The 21,286-nt window shown below is 67.6% G+C and carries 15 protein-coding genes; 12 read left to right on the top strand and 3 right to left on the bottom strand.

Going from position 1 to position 21,286, the window contains the following annotated elements; genetic code table 11:
• Window positions 1–249: 249 nt before the first annotated feature.
• Window positions 250–2,178, bottom strand: coding sequence for an acyltransferase family protein (locus tag H2037_RS14920; protein ID WP_292123574.1), 1,929 nt, complete (start codon window positions 2,176–2,178; stop codon window positions 250–252).
• Between the two features lie 142 nt (window positions 2,179–2,320).
• Here H2037_RS14920 and H2037_RS14925 point away from each other — a divergent pair, with 142 nt between their 5' ends.
• From H2037_RS14925 to H2037_RS14945, 5 genes are all read left to right on the top strand, one after another.
• Window positions 2,321–3,370: a glycosyltransferase gene (locus tag H2037_RS14925; protein ID WP_292123575.1), complete on the top strand. Its 1,050-nt coding sequence runs from the start codon at window positions 2,321–2,323 to the stop codon at window positions 3,368–3,370.
• Window positions 3,367–4,710, top strand: a complete 1,344-nt coding sequence (locus H2037_RS14930; protein ID WP_292123577.1) for an oligosaccharide flippase family protein — start codon at window positions 3,367–3,369, stop codon at window positions 4,708–4,710. The genes H2037_RS14925 and H2037_RS14930 overlap by 4 nt, the downstream gene beginning before the upstream one ends.
• A 10-nt stretch (window positions 4,711–4,720) precedes the next feature.
• A complete protein-coding gene (locus tag H2037_RS14935; RefSeq protein ID WP_292123579.1) occupies window positions 4,721–5,893 on the top strand; it encodes a glycosyltransferase family 4 protein in 1,173 nt (390 codons plus the stop codon).
• A gap of 23 nt (window positions 5,894–5,916) precedes the next feature.
• A complete protein-coding gene (locus H2037_RS14940; RefSeq protein WP_292123580.1) occupies window positions 5,917–6,561 on the top strand; it encodes a glutathione S-transferase in 645 nt (214 codons plus the stop codon).
• 94 nt (window positions 6,562–6,655) lie between these two features.
• A complete protein-coding gene (locus tag H2037_RS14945; RefSeq protein WP_292123582.1) occupies window positions 6,656–6,805 on the top strand; it encodes a hypothetical protein in 150 nt (49 codons plus the stop codon).
• Window positions 6,806–6,809: 4 nt separating this feature from the next.
• Here H2037_RS14945 and H2037_RS14950 read toward each other — a convergent pair whose 3' ends face one another.
• Window positions 6,810–8,396: a lytic transglycosylase domain-containing protein gene (locus H2037_RS14950; RefSeq protein WP_292123584.1), complete on the bottom strand. Its 1,587-nt coding sequence runs from the start codon at window positions 8,394–8,396 to the stop codon at window positions 6,810–6,812.
• Between the two features lie 194 nt (window positions 8,397–8,590).
• Window positions 8,591–9,385, bottom strand: a complete 795-nt coding sequence (locus H2037_RS14955) for a uracil-DNA glycosylase (RefSeq protein ID WP_292123586.1) — start codon at window positions 9,383–9,385, stop codon at window positions 8,591–8,593.
• A gap of 195 nt (window positions 9,386–9,580) precedes the next feature.
• Between H2037_RS14955 and H2037_RS14960 the strand changes: the two genes are divergently transcribed.
• From H2037_RS14960 to H2037_RS14990, 7 genes are all read left to right on the top strand, one after another.
• Window positions 9,581–11,236: an electron transfer flavoprotein-ubiquinone oxidoreductase gene (locus H2037_RS14960; RefSeq protein WP_292123620.1), complete on the top strand. Its 1,656-nt coding sequence runs from the start codon at window positions 9,581–9,583 to the stop codon at window positions 11,234–11,236.
• Between the two features lie 111 nt (window positions 11,237–11,347).
• The gene (locus H2037_RS14965) at window positions 11,348–13,243 is read left to right on the top strand and encodes a hypothetical protein (protein ID WP_292123587.1); all 1,896 of its coding nucleotides are present in this window, start codon (window positions 11,348–11,350) and stop codon (window positions 13,241–13,243) included.
• A gap of 5 nt (window positions 13,244–13,248) precedes the next feature.
• Entirely contained in the window at window positions 13,249–14,121 is an 873-nt protein-coding gene (locus tag H2037_RS14970) for a 4-(cytidine 5'-diphospho)-2-C-methyl-D-erythritol kinase (protein ID WP_292123589.1), read from the top strand.
• A 206-nt stretch (window positions 14,122–14,327) separates the two neighbouring features.
• Entirely contained in the window at window positions 14,328–15,170 is an 843-nt protein-coding gene (locus tag H2037_RS14975; RefSeq protein ID WP_292123591.1) for a fasciclin domain-containing protein, read from the top strand.
• Between the two features lie 90 nt (window positions 15,171–15,260).
• Entirely contained in the window at window positions 15,261–16,154 is an 894-nt protein-coding gene (locus H2037_RS14980) for a glycine--tRNA ligase subunit alpha (protein WP_292123593.1), read from the top strand.
• Window positions 16,154–18,496: a glycine--tRNA ligase subunit beta gene (gene glyS / locus H2037_RS14985; protein WP_292123595.1), complete on the top strand. Its 2,343-nt coding sequence runs from the start codon at window positions 16,154–16,156 to the stop codon at window positions 18,494–18,496. Before H2037_RS14980 ends, glyS begins: the two co-directional genes overlap by 1 nt.
• A gap of 701 nt (window positions 18,497–19,197) precedes the next feature.
• Window positions 19,198–21,264, top strand: coding sequence for a capsular polysaccharide biosynthesis protein (locus H2037_RS14990; RefSeq protein ID WP_292123597.1), 2,067 nt, complete (start codon window positions 19,198–19,200; stop codon window positions 21,262–21,264).
• Window positions 21,265–21,286 lie beyond the last annotated feature (22 nt).

Consider the following 21,286-nt stretch of genomic DNA (forward strand, 5'->3'; position numbering starts at 1 on the left):
ATGCGAGACTCGCACGCCATCCGGGGCGCCGATCGCTTTCGATCACGCCCATCTGACATCGGAAGGGGCGCGTCATGTCGCCGCCAGGATTTCCGAACAGCACCCCGAACTAAGCTCCCTGCTTTCCGACCCTCGCGATAAGCACCATCTTAGATGAGTCCGGCAGGTATCCGTTACGGCCCGCGACTTGCCGGCTGAGGGGAGGGCTAGCCTACAGTCGTCGCGAGCCGTAACGGATACCTGCCGGACTCATCTAAGATGGTGCTTATCGCGAGGGTCGGAAAGCAGGGAGCTTAGTTCGGGGTGCTGTTCGGAAATCCGGGCGGCGACATGACGCGCCCCTTCCGATGTCAGATGGGCGTGATCGAAAGCGATCGGCGCCCCGGATGGCGTGCGAGTCTCGCATCGATCTGCGACGCACAATGCCCTCTGCTGTGAGAGATAGACGGCGCCCGCGTCGACGACGGCGTCCCGCATGGCGCTTTCCAGAACACGCGACTGCGCGCGCTGGAAGCGGTCGACCGAAAAGCCGTCGCCGATCCAGGACCGTCGCGCCAGCACGGCGGGGAGCGCGTCCGAATATTCCAGGGAGGGGCCGATGACGATCACGGTCTGGCCGTCCTGTCTCAGGCGGGCGATGCTTTCGATCAGCTGGGGAATATCCTGCTCGACCCAGCGACCGCCCAGGATGACCGCCTGGTAGCGGTGGGTGGCGAGACGTTCGTAGATCATATCGATCATCGGGCGGCAGTAGGGCCGACCCAATGCATAGGTTTCGAGGGGCGTGCAGCCGGCGGCGGTCGCCTGAACGAAATTCACCGTCGGAAAGGCGGCGCGCAGACCAGGCAGCAGATAGGCGAGATAGCTGTCGCCGAAGGCCAGCACATTCGGCCTGTCAGGCTTGTCGCTGAGGCAGACGGCGGGGTTCAACCGGTCGCGTGGCGAGACGTCGGTCAGGAAGCAGACGTCGCGCGACACCTCCGCCCGACTTTCGGGACGTTGATCATAGTCCAGATAGGCCAGATCCTGCCGGGCTTCTGGCTTTTGCAGCAACAGGCTGGCGTCCGACAACCGCGACAGCGCCGGCCCTGTCGCGGCGACCGCCACCAGGCAGGCCAGGGCGCCGGCCAGCAGCCGATGCGTCGAAAGCCGGCTCCAGAAGCCTGTGCGGAACGGGGTTTCGACCCAGCGATAGGAGGCTATGGACAGCGCCAGGCACACGATGGCGCAGCCCGCCAGTCCTCCGAGGCCCAGGTCCTCTCCCAGGAATTGCCTGGCGATCACGGCGACCGGCCAGTGCCAGAGATAGAGAGAATAGGAGATTTTCCCCAGGCTCCGAGGAAGAGCCGAGCCGAGGACGGCGCCGAAGCGCGTGCCGGCTCCATAGGCGATCACCAATGCCGTCCCCAGGCAGGGCGGGAGGGCGTTGAGGCCGGGGAAGCTTGAGGCGGCGTCCAGGGCGGCCACGCTGTAAAAGATCAGCGCCAGGCCAAACAGGCTCAGCGCTTCCCGAACCCCTCGATGAGTCACCACCGGGAAACCGCCCAAGGCCACCACCGCGCCGATCCCCAGCTCCCAGGCCCGGGGGGGGAACATATAGAAGGCGATCTTGGATTGGTCAGTTTCGAGCAGATAGATGCTAAGCGCCAGCGACAATACGATGGAGAGCCACACTAGGAAGGCCGCGCTCCGGGGCGCGAACCGAAGGACAAGGCCCAACAGCAGCGGGTAGACGATATAGAACTGCTCCTCGACCGCCAGCGACCATGTGTGAAGCAGCATCTGGGTGTCGGACGCGGGGTCGAAATAGAAGAACTCCCGGCCGAAATAGAAGTTGGACAGGAAGGCCGCCACGAAGGGAATGCTGCGACCCAAGGCCCTGATGTCCAAGGGGCTCAGGAGGATCGGAGCCAGCAAGACGAGTATGGCGATCAGGAAAAACAGCGCCGGCAGAATCCGCAGCGCGCGGCGGCGGTAGAAGTCCGAGATCGAAAACCGGCCTTGGGCGAACTGGCGCTGAAGGATGGAGGTGATCAGATAGCCGGATATGACGAAGAAGACATCGACCCCGACGAAGCCGCCGGACAGGGCTGTCACACCGAAATGGTAGAGTACGACGGCGAGCACGGCTATGGCGCGCAGCCCATCGATGTCGGACCGATAAGCGACTGGCGACAAACTAGATCCCCCCAAAGATGAGCTTAAATACCTGCTTGTCGCGCGTTGTGAAATATTCCTCGTGGCCAAGGATGGGGTGTCTGAAAAGCTCCGGTCGTGCGAAGAGGACGTCGCATTGGCCGCGGGCGGGGTACGGAGGCATATGTCTATGAACGGGCGGGTTTCGGACGCCTCCGGGGACAGTGTCGGCCCCAGGATCACCGTCGGCGTCAAGGCGCTGAACGAGGAACGACATATAGCGGCCGCCTTGACCAGCGCCTTGGCTGCGGTGGAGCCGTTTGGAGGAGAGGTGGTTCTGGCCGACAGCGGCTCGACGGACCGGACCTTGGACATCGCCGCAGGCTTCCCCGTCCGCGTCGTGCAACTGGCGAATACGGCCGAGCGGTGCTGCGGCGCCGGGGCCCAACTGGCCTTCCAGCACGCCCAGGGCGACTATTTCTATCTGCTGGACGGCGACATGGTGCTGGATCCCGACTTCCTTCGGGCCGGCGTCGCCTTTCTGGACCAAAACCCTCGAGTGGCGGCTGTCGGCGGACGGGTGCGCGAAATGAACACCGAAGCGCATGAATTCCAGATCCGCGCGACGACCGTCGCCCGGGATCGGAACTGGCTGCCCGGCGTCGTGGACCGGCTGGACTGCGGCGGCCTTTATCGCACCGAGGCCGTGCGCCAGGTGGGCTGGTTCGCCGATAGAAACCTGCACGCCTTCGAAGAGTTCGAACTGGCGGCCCGCCTTCGGGCGCGCGGCTGGACGCTGGCGCGGATCGATCATCCCGCCGTCGATCACTACGGCCACCAGATGGACGGGTACCGGCTTCTGTGGAAGCGGCTGAAGTCCGGCTATTCCGGCGCGCCGGGCGAGGTGCTGCGCGGCGCCCTGGCCCGCGCCCATATGCCGATCGTCCTGAAACGCCTCAGCCATGTTCGGGTCGGCCTGGTGGTGGGCGGCTGGTGGCTGCTGCTTCTGGCCTGCCTCGTTACTGGCCGCTGGCTTGTGCTGTTGGGGCTGCTGATCGCGCCGCTCGCCTTCCTGACCTTCCGGAGGCGATCCCTGAGGCTGGGCCTCTATTCGCTGACGGCCTGGAACGTCAGCGCCCTCGGTCTTGTGTTGGGCCTCCTGCGTCCGCGCGTCGCTCCGGAAAGGCCGCTGGCGGCGCGGGACATGACGCAAACCGGGACCACCACCGTATGACCACCGACCGAGCGGCGCTGGTCGGACGCTTCCTATGGTCACTCGGCAATTTCGCCTCCTCGTTCGGGCTGAGGTTCGTCTCGAACGTCATCCTGACGCGGCTGCTGGATCCGGCGGTGTTCGGGGTGATGGTCATCGTCAACGCGATGCGGCTGGGCATCGAACTTCTGACCGATGTCGGCATCGAGCAGAACATCGTCCGGCATAGGGAGGGCGCCGAGCACGCCTTTTTCAACACCGCCTGGACGATGCAGATCATCCGCGGCTTCTGCCTGACGTCCCTGTTTCTGGCCCTGTCTCCAATGCTGGCCGGCTTCTACGAGGTCGACACCCGCATCTTCCTGGCCATCGCCTTCGCCCCCCTGCTGACCTCGCTGCATTCGACGTCCGTATTCCTGGCGGTCAAGAATCTGGAGGTGAAGCGGCGAACCCTGTTCGAATTCTCCGCCGAACTGGCCGGTTTCATCGTCACCCTTTGCCTCGTTCTGGCCATGCCGAACGTCTGGGGCCTGCTGACCGGAACATTGTGCGCGATCGCCATCCGGTCGATGCTCAGCTATCGCCTGCCCCATCCGGGCCATCGGCTGATGATCGACCGGGGCTACGCCAGACAGATCCTGAAGTTCGGAGGCTGGATCATGGTGTCGTCGGTCATCATTTTCGCCGCCTCGAATCTCGACCGTCTGACCTTGGGCAAGATCGCGCCCCTGGCCCTGGTCGGCATCTACGGCCTGGCCCGGACCATGGCGGACATACCGGCCTTGATGGCCCGTCGGCTGGGCTATCAGATCATCTTCCCCATGCTCGCCGACGCCAAGTCTCGCGGCGATGAAGCCATGGTCGGAAGCGTCTCGCCGGCGCGAATGAAGCTGGTCCTCCTCGCTGCTGCGGTCATCGGCCTGGGCGTCGGGTGCGCGGACTGGGCGGTCTTCATCCTGTATGACAGCCGTTATGCGGACGCCGGCTGGATGCTGTCCCTGCTGCTGTTCGGAACCTGGTTCTCCGTATTGTCGAACTTCAACGAAGCCCTGCTGATGGGGGCGGGACGCCCGGCCTACGAGACCGGCGCCAATGTCGTCCGGTTCGCCGTTCTGGCCGCCGGCCTTTGGTCCGGCTATCTCTGGGCAGGCGTCGCGGGCGCTATCGCGGCCATCGTAACGGCTGAAGTGGGACGTTATCTCTTCGTGGCCCATGGCCAGCGCCGCGAGCACCTCTCCTTTTTCCGTCAGGACGCTCTGGCGACCCTCGCCCTGTTGGCGGTCGTCGGCGTTTGGGTCGGCGCCCGGCTCCTGCTGGGGCTTGGCGACCCTTGGCGGATGATGCTGACGGGTTTGAAATGAGCCGGATTCGATGACCACCGAACGCAAGCGCATCCTCATCGTCCAGTACGCGGGCGACTACCGCGAGGCCTATCACCGGCTCCAGGCGACCGGCGCGGAGACCTACTACGGTCACCGCTATGTGCTGGAACAGCTCGAGGGGCTTCAACGCGATCACGGCGAGGTGGCCATGGTCTGCTGCCTGTCGCCCGAGGCCTATCACGAGACGCTGCCGAACGGCCTGACCGTCATCGGCGCCAAGGCGCACCCGAAGAAGCAGGCCGGCCGCATCAAACAGATTATGGCCGACTGGAACCCCACGCACCTGGTCGTCCTGGGTCCCTTGACGGCGCTGATCCGCTGGGGCGTGGCGACGAACCGCAAGGTTCTGTGCCAGTTCGCGGATTCTTTCGATATCCATCCCCTGATGCGGATTCTGAAGTACGGACGTCTCGCGTCCCTACTCAACGGCCCGGGGGTGGATTGGATTTCGAACCACGGCGTCAACGCCTGTCGCTCCTTGGCGCGGATCGGCGTCAAACCGGACAAGCTGCTGGCTTGGGACTGGCCCTATGTTCGGCGACCGGACCAGACGGCGGTGCGAACCTTGGGCGCGGGGCCGCACAGTCTGCTGTACGTCGGCACGATCCAGCCCAAGAAGGGCGTGGGAGACGCCATAGGCGCAGTCGCGGAACTGAAGCGGCGCGGCGTCGATGTGACGCTGAAGATCGCCGGGGGAGGGCAGGTGGCCGCCTTCGAAACCATGGCGACGGAGCTCGATGTGGCGGATCGGGTCGACTTCCTGGGGCTGATCCCCAACACGGCCGTGTTCGACGCCATGCAGGCGGCGACGGCTGTGGTCGTGCCCAGTCGCCATGACTATCCCGAAGGCCTGCCGTTGACCATCTACGAATCGCTGTGCGCCCGCACGCCCATCGTGGCTTCGGACCATCCGATGTTCGCCGGCCATCTGGTCGATCGCCAGACCGCCATGGTCTTCCCCGCGGGCCGGCCGCAGGCCATGGCCGACAGCATCCAGGCCCTGCTGACGGATCCCGCCCTTTACGCCGCGATCTCGGAGGCGACGCTTTCGGCCTGGGAGCGGATGCAGAACCCTGTCAAATGGGGCGACGTGCTGCGCCGGTGGGTCGAGGACACGGCCGAGGACCGCAAGTGGTTCTCGGCCAACCGCGTCAAACTTTAACTGCGTCAGGAAAGTGAGCGGACATGGAACTGATCATCGGACCCCGCACCTATTCGACCTGGTCCCTGCGGGGTTGGCTCGTGATGAAGCGGACCTGGGCGGACTTCGCCGTGATCGACGCGCGCTACGAGACCGAGGCGCAGAAGGCGGCGCTGCGGGAAATTTCGCCGTCCGGGTTCGTCCCCGTCCTGAAGGTGGACGGCGAGCTCATCTGGGACACCCTGGCCATCGCCGAATGGGCGAACGAACATTATCCCGAGGCTCGCATGTGGCCCGCCGATCCGATGGTTCGCGCCCTGGCCCGGTCGGCGACGGCCGAGATGCATTCGGGCTTTTCGGCGTTGCGGACCTTCTGCGGCACGGGGCCGAACCGGCCGATGGTGGGCGACGCCCGTTCCGAGACTCCGTCCGACCCCGCCCTGGATCGCGATCTGGCTCGGCTGGTGACCCTGTTCGGCCAGATGCGGCGCCGGTTCGGGGCGGACGGACCCTGGCTGTTCGGCGACTGGTCGATCGCCGACGCCTTCTTCACGCCGGTGGCCGCGCGCCTGCGCCATTTCCAGGTCGATCTGGCCGATCACGGCGACGATGGAACCGCCTCGACCTATATGGCCGCCCTCCTGGCCCAGCCCGATTTCCGTCTCTGGGAAACCCAGGCCGGGGCTTAACGCACAAGAAACCAATCCCGCGCACCCTGCATTAAGCTGACGTCGTTATCCGTGGATCACACACGGAACCGATGTTCCGCCGGGAGGAAGACAAATGCGTGCTTCGGCTATCGATACGACCCCGGCCGAGAAGGCTCCGGTCAAGGTTGTCCCGTCGCGACTGATCAATCCGGTGACGGGCTACGGCCTCGCCGCCGTCGTCAGCGCCGCCTTCTGGGCGGTGCTGCTTACCGCGATCTTCTAAAGCCCTATTGTTCGCCGGCGACCGTGGTCGCCTGGGCGACCAGTACGGGTTCGGCGACGGGGGCCGGCGGGACATAGTCCAGCGCGATCGGGACCCGTTGCGCGCCTGACGCCAGGGCGTCCAGGGTGTTCAGCGGCCCGCCGAACATGCGCTGGTAGATCCAGTAGCTGGCCACGACCTTTTCCACATAGTCGCGTGCCTGGGGCACGTCGATCGTCTCGATCAGCAGCAGCGGATCGGCGTCCGGCCCCAGTTTGCGCACCGCCGCCAGCATCGGCCCCGGTCCAGCGTTGTACGAGGCCACGGCCCGCAGCAGGTCGCCCTGGAAGGCCGGCAGTTGCAGCATCCGGTTTATATAGGCCTGACCCAGCCGCATGTTGACGGCGGGGACCAGCAGTTTGGTCGGATCGGTGACGAAGCTCCGGTCGCCGGTCATCTCGGCCGCCGTCGTCGGCATCACCTGCATCAGCCCATAGGCGCCGGCGCCCGAGCGGGCGTCCGGATGGAAGTCGGTCTCCTTGCGCGCCAGGGCGTAGACCAGGGCCTTCTCGATGACGAAGCCGCCTTCCGGCTCCAGCACCGGCATGGGGAAGCGGGTGGCGTCGATCCGCGTCGCCGCTTCTCCACTTCCCGGCATCATCACCCGCGCCAGCGCCGTCCACATCCGCGCGGCGTCGCCGACTGCGGTGCGCAGGCCCGAGCGCAGTTCGTTCTCGCCCTCGACGCGGCGCCCGACCTCGTAATAGGCGACGGTGCGCTTGGCGCGGGCGTCGCTCTGGACAAAGGCTTCCAGTTCGTTCGCCTCGACCCCGGCGCCCTCGGGCACATAGACGGCGTGCTGCAGGCGCGGCCCGGCCTGATAGGCGCGCGGACCCAGGTTCTCGATCACGGGATCTTCGCCCAGCTGCCGCAGGGCGATCTGGCCATAGAAGGTCGCCGGCCAATGGGCCGACAGGCGCAGATAGTCTCCGACCCGGTCCTGGCGTCCCGACCGGGCGGCGGCCCGGGCGGTCCAGAAGGCGGCGCCGGCGCGGACCCAGGGATCCTCGGTCGGATCATTGGCGACCCGTTCGAAGGCGGCGAAGGATTCATGGAACTGGCCCAGCCGCCACTCGGCCAGGCCGACCGTCCACCAATCGCCGATCTCGCGGCCCATGGCCGAGGCCCCGGTCAGATCGTCATTATTATAGGCGATGCGCGCGGCCTTCATCGGATCCACGTCGGGACCGCCGGCGACGGCGGAAACCACGCTGTTCCAGGTCCGGCCCAGCAGGCCGCCCGGCCTGACCGGTTCCGGCGCTCCGTCAGGACGGCGCCGCAGGGCCAGGGCGTAGACCCGGTCGGCGCAGGGCAGGTCGGAATAGGTCTCGAGCCAGGCGCTCAGTTCGTCATAGGTTGCGACGTGGTCGGGATGGAACAGACTTTCGAACTCGACCTGGCCCAGCAGCACCCGGTCCTGGGCCTGGCGGGCCGAAGCGCGGGCGGCGTCGAGATCGCCCCGTCTCAGGGCGTCGAAGGCGGTGGTGTAGGACAGGCGGTCCGCCGAACTCAAGGCCGTGGGGCGGACGGAACCCGACGCGGCGCCGGACATTCCCTCATAGGACGTCTCGGCCAGGACAGAGCCCGCCGAGGCGAGCGCGACAATCAGTGTCGAGGCAAGACATGCCCGGCGAAACAAATACATACGCGGCGGCCCCGTTGGCGTCGCCCTGCCCGTTCTCGTCAGGCGGGGATCGTTTGGCGTTGGTCGTCAAACGATCAGCATGCCTCAAACTGGCACAGACCTCAACCTGAACCGTCCAGTCGCGCCGACAAGGCCAGCAGATCGGCCCAGACCTGACGCTTGGCCTGGGGCTGGCGCAACAGGAAGGCCGGATGCAGGGTCGGCATGACCGGCGCGGACACCGCACCTTCGGCTAGACGCCATTCCTTCCACTGACCTCGCAACTTCATGACCCCCTCGTCGGTCTGAAGCACTGACTTGGCCGAGGCCGCGCCCAGCAGCAGGACGGCCCTGGGCTGGAGCAGGGCGAAGGCCCGTTCGACGAAGGGGGCGCAGACCGCCTGTTCCTGCGGGGTGGGGGTTCGATTGCCGGGCGGGCGCCAGAAGACCGTGTTGGTGATGAAGACCTTGTCGATCAGGCCCGCCGCCGTCAGCATCCGGTCCAGCAGTTTTCCCGCCTTGCCGACGAAGGGCTGGCCCAGCCGGTCCTCCTCGGCGCCCGGACCCTCGCCGATCACCAGGACCGCCGCCTTGGGATCGCCGCGCCCGAACACCGACTGGGTCGCGCCCAGGCCGCGCAGGGGGCAGCCCTCGAAGGCGGCGACGGCTGCGGCCAGGTCCTGCAGGGTGGCGGCGCCCGCCGCCAGACGTCGCGCCTCCACTATGGCGTCGGCCGCGTTCGGGCCGCCCGTAGGGATGACGGAGGCGGTCGCCCGCTGCACCGCCTTGACCGCCGGCGGCGGCGCAATATGGGTGTGATCGACCGGCGCATCGGCATAGCAGGCGTCGACCCCCGCATCCCGCCAGAAGGCGAGCAGGCTTTCCACTGCAGCTAAGTCATGGGGTTGCGCGTTCATGTCCACGGCACCGATAAGCCTTGACCGCCCTCGCGTCACCTTCCGATAAGCGGCATAACCACACCAGACATCCGGATTTCAGGGGAATACATGGCCGAAGAAGCCATCGAAGGCGGCGCCGAAAACGCCCGTCAGGAAGCGATCATCGACAATCTGCCGCCGCTGGAGGCGCTGGCCGGGGTCGAACGCGAGGTCATGGAATATGACGTCGTCATCGTCGGCGGCGGTCCCGCCGGCTTGTCGGCGGCCATCCGCCTGAAGCAGCGGGCGGAAAAGGACGGCAAGGAAATCACCGTCGCCGTGCTCGAAAAGGGCGCGGAGGTCGGCGGTCATATCCTGTCCGGCGCCGTGATCGATCCCAAGGCGCTGAACGAGCTGTTCCACGACTGGAAGGACCGCGGCGCGCCGCTGGAGACCCCCGTCACCAAGGACCGGTTCCTGCTGCTGGGGCCGCAGGGCGCGGCCGCCCTGCCGATGCCGCTGCTGCCGCCCTTCATGCACAACCACGGCTGCTATATCGCGTCGCTGGGCAATGTGACCCGCTGGCTCGGCGAACAGGCCGAAGCCCTGGGCGTCGAGGTCTATCCCGGCATGGCCGCCAGCCATGTCGTCTGGGAAGAAGGCACGGGCCGGGTCAAGGGCGTCGTCGCCGGCGTCTTCGGCATCGACCGCGAGGGCAAGCCGACCGGCGACTTCCAGCCCGGCATCGAACTGCACGGCAAATATGTCTTCATCGCCGAGGGCGTGCGCGGTTCGCTGGCCAAGACCATCATCGCCAAACACGGGCTTCAGGACGGCAAGTCGCCCCAGAAATACGGCATCGGCCTGAAGGAGCTGTGGCAGGTGCCTGCCGACAAGCACCAGCCCGGCCTGGCCCAGCACACCACCGGCTGGCCGCTGGACGAGCATACCGGCGGCGGCAGCTTCATGTACCATTTCGGCGACCGCTACGTGGCCATCGGCTATGTGGTCCACCTGAACTACAAGAACCCCTTCCTGTCGCCGTTCGACGAGTTCCAGCGCTTCAAGCACCATCCGTCGATCGCCTCGCACCTGGAGGGCGGCACGCGTGTGTCCTATGGCGCCCGAGCCATCACCGAAGGCGGGCTGCAGTCGATCCCGAAACTGTCCTTCCCCGGCGGGGTCCTGATCGGCTGTTCGGCCGGCTTCGTGAACGTGCCCCGCATCAAGGGCAGCCACAACGCCATGAAGACAGGCATGCTGGCCGCCGACGCCGCCTATGAGGCGGTTCAGGCCGGGCGCGGCGGCGACGAACTGGTCGAATACCAGACCGCCTTCGAAAAGAGCTGGGTCCACAAGGAACTGTCGGTCGTCAAGAACGCCAAGCCCTTGCTGTCGAAGTTCGGCACGACCCTGGGCGGGGCGCTGGGCATGGTCGACATGTGGTGCCGCACCCTACTGGGCGGCTGGTCGCCGATCCCGACGCTGCAACACGACAAGACCGACGCGGCCGCCACCGAACCGGCGGCGAAACACAAGCCGATCGCCTATCCCAAGCCGGACGGCGTACTGTCGTTCGACAAGCTCAGCTCGGTCTTCATCTCCAACACAAACCACGCCGAGGACCAGCCGGCCCACCTGAAGCTGCTGGACCCGTCCAAGCCGATCCAGGTCAACCTGCCCAAATACGGCGAGCCGGCGCGGCTGTACTGCCCGGCGGGGGTATACGAAGTCGTCTATGCGGACGAGGTCGCCAAGACCGATCCGCGCTTCGTCATCAACGCCCAGAACTGCGTCCACTGCAAAACCTGCGACATCAAGGATCCGTCGCAGAACATCGTCTGGACCACGCCTGAGGGCGGCGGCGGCCCGAACTATCCGAACATGTGAGTCTCGAGCTTCGTCATCCTGATCGTCGATTCCGCTCGCCCCGGCTTTTACGGGCGAGCGGAGGTCGGGATGACGCTTGCTCCGCTCCTCAAAACCGTGAAGGGTCGCGGCATGATCGCCTCCCGTTCCCGCCTGTTCGCCGCCTCTCTGACCGTCCTCGCCCTGACCCTGACCGGGCAGGCCGCGGCCCAGCAAATTCCCACGACGACGCCCGCTCAGGCCGACCCCGGCGCCATGCCGCCCGCCATTGTCCTTCCACACGACGCAGCGCCCGTGGAGGACGAACCTGAAGACGGCGCGCCCGAGGCCGACGGCCCGAACGGCGACGTCCCGCTGGAAATCGTCATCGCGGACGAGCCCGCCGAGCCCGCCATTCCCGAGGTTTGGTCGCCGGTCCCCAGCGACGCCCAGGGCCGCAGCGCCTATGGCCTCTATCTGGCCGGCAAACTGGCCCTGATGTCGGGCGAGGGGGCCATGGGCGCCGATTTTCTGGCCCGCGCCCACGCCCTGACGCCGGAACAACCGCGCCTGCGCCAGCAGGCCTTTACCTCGGCCCTGCTGGGCGGCGATCTGGATGTGGCCGCGCGGCTGGCGCCTACGGCCGACTCCGCCCCCGCCTTCGTGGAGGGCGGCCGGCTGATCTCCGCCGTCCAGGCCTTCGTGCATGGCGACCCGCGCGCGGCCAACGCCGCCCTGGCCGCCCAGCCCATCGGCTCGCCCCACGCCCGCGCCGGCCTGATGGTCGCGCCGTGGATCGCGGCGGCGGCCGGCGACTGGACCCGCGCCCTGGCCTCGCCCCCGACCCAGGGCGACCCGCTGACCCTGGCCTTCGCCCGCCAGAACCGCGCCCTGTTGATGGAGAAACGTCGGAACTACGCCGAAGCCGAGCGCGAGCTAAAGGCCTTGTCCGACATGCCGACTATCGGCGCCCTGTTCCACCGTCCCTACGGCGAGTTCCTGGAACGGCGCGGCAAGACCGCTCAGGCCCTGGCCGTCTATCAGGCGGCGATGGAGGGTCAGGCCGTCGATCTGGCCACCGCCCGGGCGCTGAAACGGCTCCAGGCCGGCGGTCGCCCGCCGGCCTCGCCCGACTTCCGTCAAGGCGCGGCCCAGGCCCTGACCACCGCCGCGGCCCAGGCCGTCGCTGAGCGCGGCAGCGAGTTTGCGGTGGTCTATCTGCGCCTGGCCCTGAACCTGCACGAAGACGCCGCCACCCAGATTCAGCTGGCCGGCGTGCTGGACCGGATCGGGCTGAAGGCCGCCGCCCGCACGGCCCTGTCGCGTGTCGGACCCGAGGATCCGGTCTTCTACGCCAACGCCCGCGCTCAGCTGGCGCTGAACCTGGCTGAAGACGATCAGTCGGAGGCCGCCCTGACCGAACTGCGCGCCGCCGCCGCCGCTCAGCCGGACGACCCGCGCATCGCCCTGGTCATGGCCGGTCAGCTGATGCAGCTGGAACAGTATCAGGCGGCCCTTGATCTGCTGAACGGTCCCTTGCTGAACACGCCGGATCAAGGGGCGCAGATCCACTTCCTGCGCGGCGCGGCCCTGGAGTCGCTGGATCGCATCCCCGAGGCCGAGGCCGAACTGTGGGCGGCGCATCAGGCCGATCCGAACAACGCCGATACGCTGAACTACCTCGGCTATCTTTGGGTGGATCGGGGGCTGCGGGTCGATCAGGGCGCGGGCCTGCTGGCACAGGCTCACGCCGCCGAACCCGACAACGGCAATATCCAGGACTCCCTTGGCTGGGCCCAGTTCAAACAGGGCTATTACGACACCGCCGTCGTCACTCTGGAGGAGGCGGCCGACAAGGAGCCCGCCAACGCCGAGATCAACGACCACCTGGGCGACGCCTATTGGCGGGTCGGGCGTCGTCGCGAGGCGGTCTGGCTGTGGAACCGTGTCCTGAGCCTGGATCCCGACGCGGAGCGCAAGGCCCAGGTCGAACGCAAGATCGCCCAGGGTCTGGACGCCCCTGCGGCCGCGACCGGCGTTTCGCAATAGAGCCCATGTCCGCGCTCACGGCCCTGGCCCCGGCCAAGATCAATCTGTTCCTGCATGTCGGCCCGGTAGACGCCGACGGCTATCATCCGCTGTCCAGCCTGGTCGCCTTCGCCGATATCGGCGACGGGATCACGGTCGAGCCGGCGGATCGTCTGTCCCTGACCGTGACCGGCCCGTTCGGCGCGGGTCTGGCGGCCGAGCCCGACAATCTGGTCCTGCGCGCCTTGCGCCGCCTGGGCCAGGTCGCCGGGATCGGCGATCCCCTGCTGAAGCTGGTGCTGGACAAGCGTCTGCCCATCGCCGCCGGCCTGGGCGGCGGCTCCTCCGACGCGGGAGCGGCGCTGAAACTGGCGCGTCAGGTCCTGTCTCTCGACATCGACGATGCGGCGCTGGAGGCGGTTGCGGCCGACATCGGCGCCGACGGCCCCATGTGCCTGCGCGCCCGCTCTGCCTGGGCTGAGGGCAGGGGAGACCTCCTGACCGACGAACCGCGCCTGCCGCCGCTGCCCGCCGTCCTGTTCAATCCCGGCGTCCCGTCGTCGACCGGCGCCGTCTATCGCGCCTATGACGCCGGTCCGGCCCGCTCCGCCGATCGGCCCGCTCCGCCTTCCGACTGGGGGGCGTCCGCCGTGATCGACTGGCTGGCGGGGCTGCGTAACGACCTTCAGCCCCCCGCCGTCGCCCTGACCCCCGACATCGGCGCGGCGGTCGAGGCCGTGGCGGGCGCGCCCGGCGTGGCCCTGGCGCGCATGTCCGGCTCGGGGGCGACGATCTTCGGCCTCTGCCTGACGCCCGAGGCGGCGGATGCGGCCGCCGCCCTTCTAACCCGCAGCCATCCTCGGGCCTGGGTCCGATCGACAAGCCTGGCCGTCCAGTAAAACGGCCCGATTTGTGGCCGAATACTCCGATTGCGGCCTTGAAACGCCCGTTCTGGCTAGATTTCGCCGCGATCATCACAAAAGTTACAGTTTGTTTCAAGTTTGCGGAACCGGATCACCGGCCGCCGATTTGAAGGGCAGTTCCGATAACTGGAACGGATCGCGGCTCCCCGGCGCGGTCTCAAACAGGACAGAGGATAACCGCCATGCTTCGCGCAAAGCTGCTTGCCGCCACCGCCGTCGTCACCCTGATGGCCGCCCCCGCCTTCGCTCAGGAAACCACCGCGGCCCCGTCTTCGGACCAGACCCCGCCGGCGACCGACGCCGCCTCGATGGACGCCGCCGCCCCGACGGCTCAGGACGCCGCTCCCGCCGCCGCCCAGACCGCTGAAGCCGCGACGCCGGCCGCCGGCGAGTCGGTCGTCGACGTGCTGAAATCCAGCGGCCAGTTCACCACCCTGCTGTCGGCCCTCGACGCCGCTCAACTGACCGAGACCCTGGCGACCCGCCCGGCCATTTCGATCTTCGCTCCCACTGACGCCGCCTTCGCCGCCCTGCCGGAAGCCGAACGCACCCGTCTGATGGATCCGGCCAACGCCGCCGAACTGCGTCAGATCCTGCTGTATCATGTGATCGTCGCCGACGTGTCGCCCGACCAGATCGAGGGCAAGCGCGGCGGCGTCCCGACCGCCGCCGAGAGCCAGGTCCTGCTGGACGGCACCGGCGAGATGATCAAGGCCGACAACGCCACCGTCGTCAGCGCCGAACTCGACGCCTCCAACGGCGCCGTCTTCCCGATCGACCAGGTTCTGAACCCGGCCAATTCGCTGGCCGCCATGGGCGACGAGGAAGCTGCGGCCGAAACGACCGCGAGCGACGACGCCATGCCGGCTGACGCCGCCGCGCCGGCCGCGACCACCACCCCCACGGCCGTGCCGCCGGTTCCCAACACCACCGCCGGCGAGGTTCCGAACCCCTCCGCCACTCCGCCGGTTCAGACCCCCGACGCCGTCGACGGCGCGGCCGAAGGCGACACGACCCCGCAATAAGGCTCGACCGACGCGCTCGCAGCGTGTTGAAGCGGAAGGCGGCGGGCCCTATGGTCCGCCGTCTTTTTCGCAGCCCCTCCCGAGACCGATTTGACCACCTCGACTGAACCGCTCGCGTTTCAGGACCTGATCCTGACGCTCCACCGCTATTGGGGCGAGCAGGGCTGCGCCATCCTGCAGCCCTATGACATCGAGGTCGGGGCCGGCACCCTGCACCCCGCCACTGTCCTGCGCGCCCTGGGGCCCCGGCCGTGGAAGGCCGCCTATGTCCAGCCCAGCCGCCGCCCCGGCGACGGCCGCTATGGCGAGAACCCCAACCGCCTCCAGCATTATTATCAGTATCAGGTCATCCTGAAGCCGAACCCGGCTGATCTTCAGGAACTGTACCTGGGGTCGCTGGCGGCGATCGGGATCGATCCGAAACTGCACGACATCCGCTTCGTCGAGGACGACTGGGAGAACCCGACAGTCGGGGCCTGGGGCCTGGGCTGGGAGGTCTGGTGCGACGGGATGGAGGTGACCCAGTTCACCTATTTCCAGGGCGTCGGCGGCATCGAGGTCGATGTGGTCTCGGGCGAACTGACCTACGGGCTGGAGCGTCTGGCCATGTATGTCCAGGGCGTCGACAACGTCTATGATCTGAAGTTCACCAAAGAAGGCCTGACCTATGGCGAGGTCTTCCTGGAGAACGAGCGCCAGCAGTCTGAAGCCAACTTCCACGGCTATGACGTCGACGGGCTGAAGCGCCGGTTCGAGGACATGGTCGCCGAGGTGTCGCGCCTGCTCGACATGCGCGGCCCGCAAGACCAGCCCCTGGTCCTGCCGGCCTACGACCAGGTGCTGAAGGCCAGCCACCTGTTCAACCTGATGGACGCCCGCGGCGCCATCGCCGTCGCCGAACGCCAGAGCTACATCGGCCGCATCCGCGACCTCTGCAAAGCCTGCGCGACGGCCTATGTCGAACAAGAGCGGAAAACCGCCTGATGCCCCAACTCCTCCTCGAAATCTTCTCCGAAGAAATCCCCGCCCAGATGCAGCAGGGCGCCGCGCGCGACCTGGAGCGGATGGCGTCCGATCGTCTGAAGGCCGCCGGCCTGACCTGGGACGCCCTGACCACCTATGCCGGTCCGCGCCGCCTGACCCTGGTGATCGACGGCCTGCCTGCCGCCACCCCCGACCGCGAGGAAGAGGTCAAAGGCCCGCGCGCCTCGGCGCCGGAACAGGCGCTGGAAGGCTTCCTGCGCAAGACCGGCCTGACGCGCGAGCAACTGACCGAGCGCGACGGCGTCCTCTACGCCGTCCTGTCGTCCAAGGGCCGGGCCACCACCGACCTGGTCGCCGAGACGGTGGACCAGATCATCCGCAACTTCCCCTGGCCCAAGTCGATGCGCTGGGGCTCGGGCGCCCTGCGCTGGGTCCGCCCGATCAAACGCATCCTGTGCATCTTCGACGGCCATGTCGTGCCGTTCGAGATCGATGGAATCCAGTCGGACGCGATCACCGAAGGCCATCGTTTCCTCGGCTCGGGCCAGCTGCTGAAGGTCAGCGACTTCGTCGACTACCGCACCCAGCTGGAGAAGAATTTCGTCCTGATCGACGTCGCCGACCGCAAGCTGCGCATTCTGGAACAGGCCCAGGCCGCCTGCGCCGCGCGCGGCCTGGTCCTGGTCGACGACGACGGCCTGCTGGACGAGGTGGCGGGTCTCGCCGAATGGCCGACCCCGATCCTGGGCGACATGGACCCGCAGTTCCTGGCCCTGCCGCCGGAAGTCGTGCGCCTGTCGATGAAGGTGCACCAGAAATATTTCGCCGTCCGTGATCCTGCGCACGAAGGCCTGGCGCCCAACTTCCTGGTCGTCGCCAATGTCGAGGCGACCGACGGCGGCAAGGCCCTGGCCGCCGGCAACAGCCGCGTCCTGTCCGCCCGCCTGAACGACGCCCGCTTCTTCTGGGACGAGGACCAGAAGGTCGGCTTCGACGCCTGGAACAAGAAACTCACGGGCGTCACCTTCCACGCCAAACTGGGCACATTGGCTGAGCGCGTCGAGCGCATCGCCGCGCTTGCCCGCGAGATCGCCCCCCTGGTCGGCGCCGACGCCGACGAAGCCGAGATGGCGGCGCGCCTGTCCAAGGCCGATCTGCTGTCGGGCATGGTCAGCGAATTCCCGGAACTGCAGGGGATCATGGGCGGCTATTACGCCCGCACCGCAACGAACTTCCCCACCCGGGCTTCGCTGCGCTCCGCCGTCCCTCCCCATGAAGGGGAGGGAGAATCCGCGCCCGATCCTCTCCCTCCCCTTCATGGGGAGGGACCGGGAGGCGAAGCCGACCGCGGGTGGGGCCGTGAGCAACGCGACCGCATCGCCGACGCCATCCGCGACCATTACAAGCCCCAAGGCCCCGCCGACACGGTCCCGACCGCGCCCGTCACGGTCGCCGTCGCCCTGGCCGACAAGCTGGACACCCTGGTCGGCTTCTTCGCCATCGACGAGAAGCCCACGGGCTCGAAGGACCCGTTCGCGCTGCGGAGAGCGGCGCTGGGTGTGATCCGGTTGGTGCTGGAGAACGAAGTTCGTTTCGATTCAAGTCAAACAGTTAGTCTGGCTTTGGCACGGCACATGCCAAAACTGCATTTAGATCGACGTATCGCCGCGACCACTAAAGCCTTTGAGGCAACCTCTTCAAAAAAACTGAAAGGTAATGTCGAGGAGTTTCATTCGCTTATTACATCGATGGCGCAGGCTGGCAGCTTTACAAAGCTGACGGAGGACAAAGAGTTCGTTGGTGAAATTGCTCATATCATCAATGATATTGTGGCCTTCTTCGCCGACCGTCTAACAGTCCTCTTGCGCGACCGGGGCCAACGCCACGACCTCGTCGCCGCCGTCTTCGCCCTGGGCGACGACGACCTCGTCCGCATCGTGCGCCGGGTCGAGGCCCTGGCCGCCTTCCTCGCCACCGACGACGGGGCCAATCTGCTGGCCGGCTACAAGCGCGCCTCCAACATCCTCCGCGCCGAGGAGAAGAAGGGGCCGCTCCCGACCGGCATGGTCCGGACCGGCCTGCCGAACCAGCCCGAGCCCGAAACCGTCCTGGCCTTCGCCGTCGGCGCCGCCCGCACCGCCGTCGAGATCGCGCTGGAAACCGAGGATTTCGCCGCCGCCATGACGGCCCTGGCCGCCCTTCGCGCCCCGGTGGACGCCTTCTTCGACGGCGTCCTGGTCAATTCCGACGTGCCGGAGGAACGCGACAACCGCCTGAAACTGCTGGGCCAGGTGCGGGACGTCATGGGTCAGGTCGCCGACTTCGGCCAGATCGCGGGCTAGAACCCCTCCGTCTCTCCGCTGCGCGTCGATCCACCTCCCCATTTCATGGGGAGGAGACGTGTACGTCAAGTTGTATGATGACGCCCGCCGCCCCACCGTCTCCTCCCCGCTTCGCGGGGAGGGGGACCGCCGCGCCCCTTGCGCGGGGGTGGAGGGGTTCTTGACGTCCCACAGGCGCCGGTGATGCGGCCAAGAACCCCTCCGTCACGGCGCTGAAGAAGCGCCGCGCCACCTCCCCATGAAATGGGGAGGAGACAGACCTCGCCGCCCCACCGTCTCCTCCCCGCTTCGCGGGGAGGGGGACCGCCGCGCCCCTTGCGCGGGGGTGGAGGGGTTCTTGACGTCCCACGGACGCCGGTGATGCGGTTAAGAACCCCACCGTCACGGCGCTGAAGGAGCGCCGCGCCACCTCCTCGCGAAGCGGGGAGGAGACAGGGGTCCAACACTCCTAATTCTGAAACACTTCGCGTGAAAAATCAGTCGCCTGATTTCCAGAACCGCCCTTCAACCCAGCGCGTCTCCAAACGCGGTTAAACTCCCCGCGTCTGAAACCAAGGAGGCCCCGCCAAATTGCACTCTTTTGCATATTGCACCGATTTCCGGCTGTGCAGTTCAATTCCACCCCGCGCCATTTCAGACGATTCAGACTATTCAGACCCTGTTTTTTCCGCCGAGTCTGACTCGCGCCCCCAGGACCCGCCTTGACCCCAGCCCCGGACACCGCCGCGAAGACCGTCGCCTGGGTCTGCGCCCCCGGCGTGCAGAAGGTCCCCTTCCTCGACGTCTTCCTGTCCGACCATGACCTGCGTCCCCTGCCGGGCGCGGAGGTTCAGGCGGTGCTGGGCTGGGGGCTGAAGCCGACGGCGGCCGTGGGGCGGCGCTGGGCGGAGAAGAACGGCCGGCCCTATGTGGCGCTGGAGGACGGCTTTCTGCGCTCGGTCGGGATCGGGGAGGCGGGGGCGGCCAGTCTCAGCCTGATCGTCGATGATCTGGGCGTCTATTACGACGCCGCCCGCCCCAGCCGGCTGGAACGGCTGATCGTCGAGGCCGGCGACTGGTGCAACGCGGCCATGACCACCCGCGCCCGCGCCCTGATCGACCGGATCGTGGCGGCGGGCCTGTCAAAGACCAATATGGGCGCTCCGCTGGACCCCGGCCTGCTGCGGCCCGGCCGACGGGTCCTGATCGTGGACCAGACCTTCGGCGACGCCTCCATCGGCCACGGCCTGGCGACGCAGCAGAGTTTCGATCTCATGGTCGCCGCCGCCCGCCGCGACGAGCCGGACGCCCAGTTGATCGTCAAACGCCACCCGGCCGTGGCCGCGGGCCGGAAACGGGGCTGTATCACCGATCTGGCGGGCGTGACCCTGGTCGACGCCGACGTGCGGCCCGCCGATCTGCTGGCGGCGGTGGACGTCGTCTATTGCGTCACCTCCGCGCTCGGATTCGAGGCCCTGTTGCGCGGCCTGCCGGTCCGCTGTTTCGGCGCCCCCTTCTATTCGGGCTGGGGCCTGACGACCGACGCGGTGGACACCGGCCGGCGCGGTCTGTGCCGCACCGTCGAACAGGTCGCCGCCGCCGCCCTGATCGCCTACAGCCGCTATGTCGATCCCGTGACCGGACGCCGGTGCGAGGCCGAACAGGCGGTCGAACGGCTGATCGCCCTGCGCGACCGGGCCGACCGTTTGGCGGGGGACTGGGCCGCCGTCGGCTTCGCCCCGGCCAAACGCCCGCCGGTGCGCCGGCTGCTGAACTCGCCCAAGGCGCGGATGCGCTATTTCATGTCGCCGTCGCGCGCCGCCGCCCATGCCGCCGCCACGAACGGCCGTCTGATCTGGTGGGCGGGCAAGGAGAGCCAGGCGGTGCGCCGGGCCGCCGCGGCCTTTACCGGCCCGACGGTCCGTATGGAGGACGGCTTCATCCGTTCGCGCGGCCTGGGCTCCGATTTCGTCGGCGCCCTGTCGGTCGCGCTCGACGACCAGGGCGTCTACTACGACCCCTCGCGCCCGTCACGGCTGGAGACCCTGATCGAGACGACCCAGCCCACGCCGGCCCAGCGCGCTCGCGCCGCCGCCCTGCGCGAGCGGATCGTCCGGGCCGGCCTGTCGAAATACAATCTGAAGGGCCAGGCGCCGACCGACTGGCCCGTGAGCCAGACCGGGGATCGGGAAATCCTGCTGGTGGTCGGCCAGGTCGAGAACGACAAGTCGATCCTGCTGGGCTGCGAACCCGATCTGGCCACCAATTCCGCCCTGGTCGAGGCGGCGCGCGCCGACCATCCCGACGCCTTCCTGGTCTATCGCAACCACCCCGACGTCCTGGCCGGCAACCGTCCGGGACGGCTGGACGCCTCGGCGATGGCCTCGGTCGACGCCGTCGCCGACGGGATGGACATCATCGACTGCCTGAACGCCTGCCATCGGGTCGCCACCCTGACCTCCCTGACGGGGTTCGAGGCCCTGATGCGGGGCAGGGCGGTCTCGGTCTATGGCCGGCCCTTCTACGCCGGCTGGGGCCTGACCGACGACCGGCTGGCGTTCCCGCGACGCACCCGCCGGGCGACCGTCGATCATCTGGTCCTGGCCGCCCTGATCCACTATCCGATCTATGTCACGCCCCAGGGCTGGCCCTGCGAGGCCGAGGATCTGGTCCAGGCCTTGATCGACGCCCGCGACCAGCCGACGCCCCCGGCGCCGCGCGGCCAGATCCAGCGCTGGGCCGCGGGCGTCATCGCCTCTCTCGACCGCAGGCCGCCGCCGTCCTATTGACGCGTTCTGGTAGGAAACGAAC

The organism is Brevundimonas sp., assembly GCF_013912065.1.
Classification (GTDB): domain Bacteria; phylum Pseudomonadota; class Alphaproteobacteria; order Caulobacterales; family Caulobacteraceae; genus Brevundimonas.

What these genes read in the sequence shown, in the direction of transcription:
- H2037_RS14955 (WP_292123586.1), bottom strand. Translation starts at nt 9,385, where the DNA reads ATGAACGCGCAACCCCATGACTTAGCTGCAGTGGAAAGCCTGCTCGCC.
- H2037_RS14945 (WP_292123582.1), top strand. Translation starts at nt 6,656, where the DNA reads ATGCGTGCTTCGGCTATCGATACGACCCCGGCCGAGAAGGCTCCGGTC.
- H2037_RS14970 (WP_292123589.1), top strand. Translation starts at nt 13,249, where the DNA reads ATGTCCGCGCTCACGGCCCTGGCCCCGGCCAAGATCAATCTGTTCCTG.
- H2037_RS14925 (WP_292123575.1), top strand. Translation starts at nt 2,321, where the DNA reads ATGTCTATGAACGGGCGGGTTTCGGACGCCTCCGGGGACAGTGTCGGC.
- glyS (WP_292123595.1), top strand. Translation starts at nt 16,154, where the DNA reads ATGCCCCAACTCCTCCTCGAAATCTTCTCCGAAGAAATCCCCGCCCAG.
- H2037_RS14930 (WP_292123577.1), top strand. Translation starts at nt 3,367, where the DNA reads ATGACCACCGACCGAGCGGCGCTGGTCGGACGCTTCCTATGGTCACTC.
- H2037_RS14965 (WP_292123587.1), top strand. Translation starts at nt 11,348, where the DNA reads ATGATCGCCTCCCGTTCCCGCCTGTTCGCCGCCTCTCTGACCGTCCTC.
- H2037_RS14950 (WP_292123584.1), bottom strand. Translation starts at nt 8,396, where the DNA reads ATGTCCGGCGCCGCGTCGGGTTCCGTCCGCCCCACGGCCTTGAGTTCG.
- H2037_RS14935 (WP_292123579.1), top strand. Translation starts at nt 4,721, where the DNA reads ATGACCACCGAACGCAAGCGCATCCTCATCGTCCAGTACGCGGGCGAC.
- H2037_RS14960 (WP_292123620.1), top strand. Translation starts at nt 9,581, where the DNA reads ATGGAATATGACGTCGTCATCGTCGGCGGCGGTCCCGCCGGCTTGTCG.
- H2037_RS14975 (WP_292123591.1), top strand. Translation starts at nt 14,328, where the DNA reads ATGCTTCGCGCAAAGCTGCTTGCCGCCACCGCCGTCGTCACCCTGATG.
- H2037_RS14940 (WP_292123580.1), top strand. Translation starts at nt 5,917, where the DNA reads ATGGAACTGATCATCGGACCCCGCACCTATTCGACCTGGTCCCTGCGG.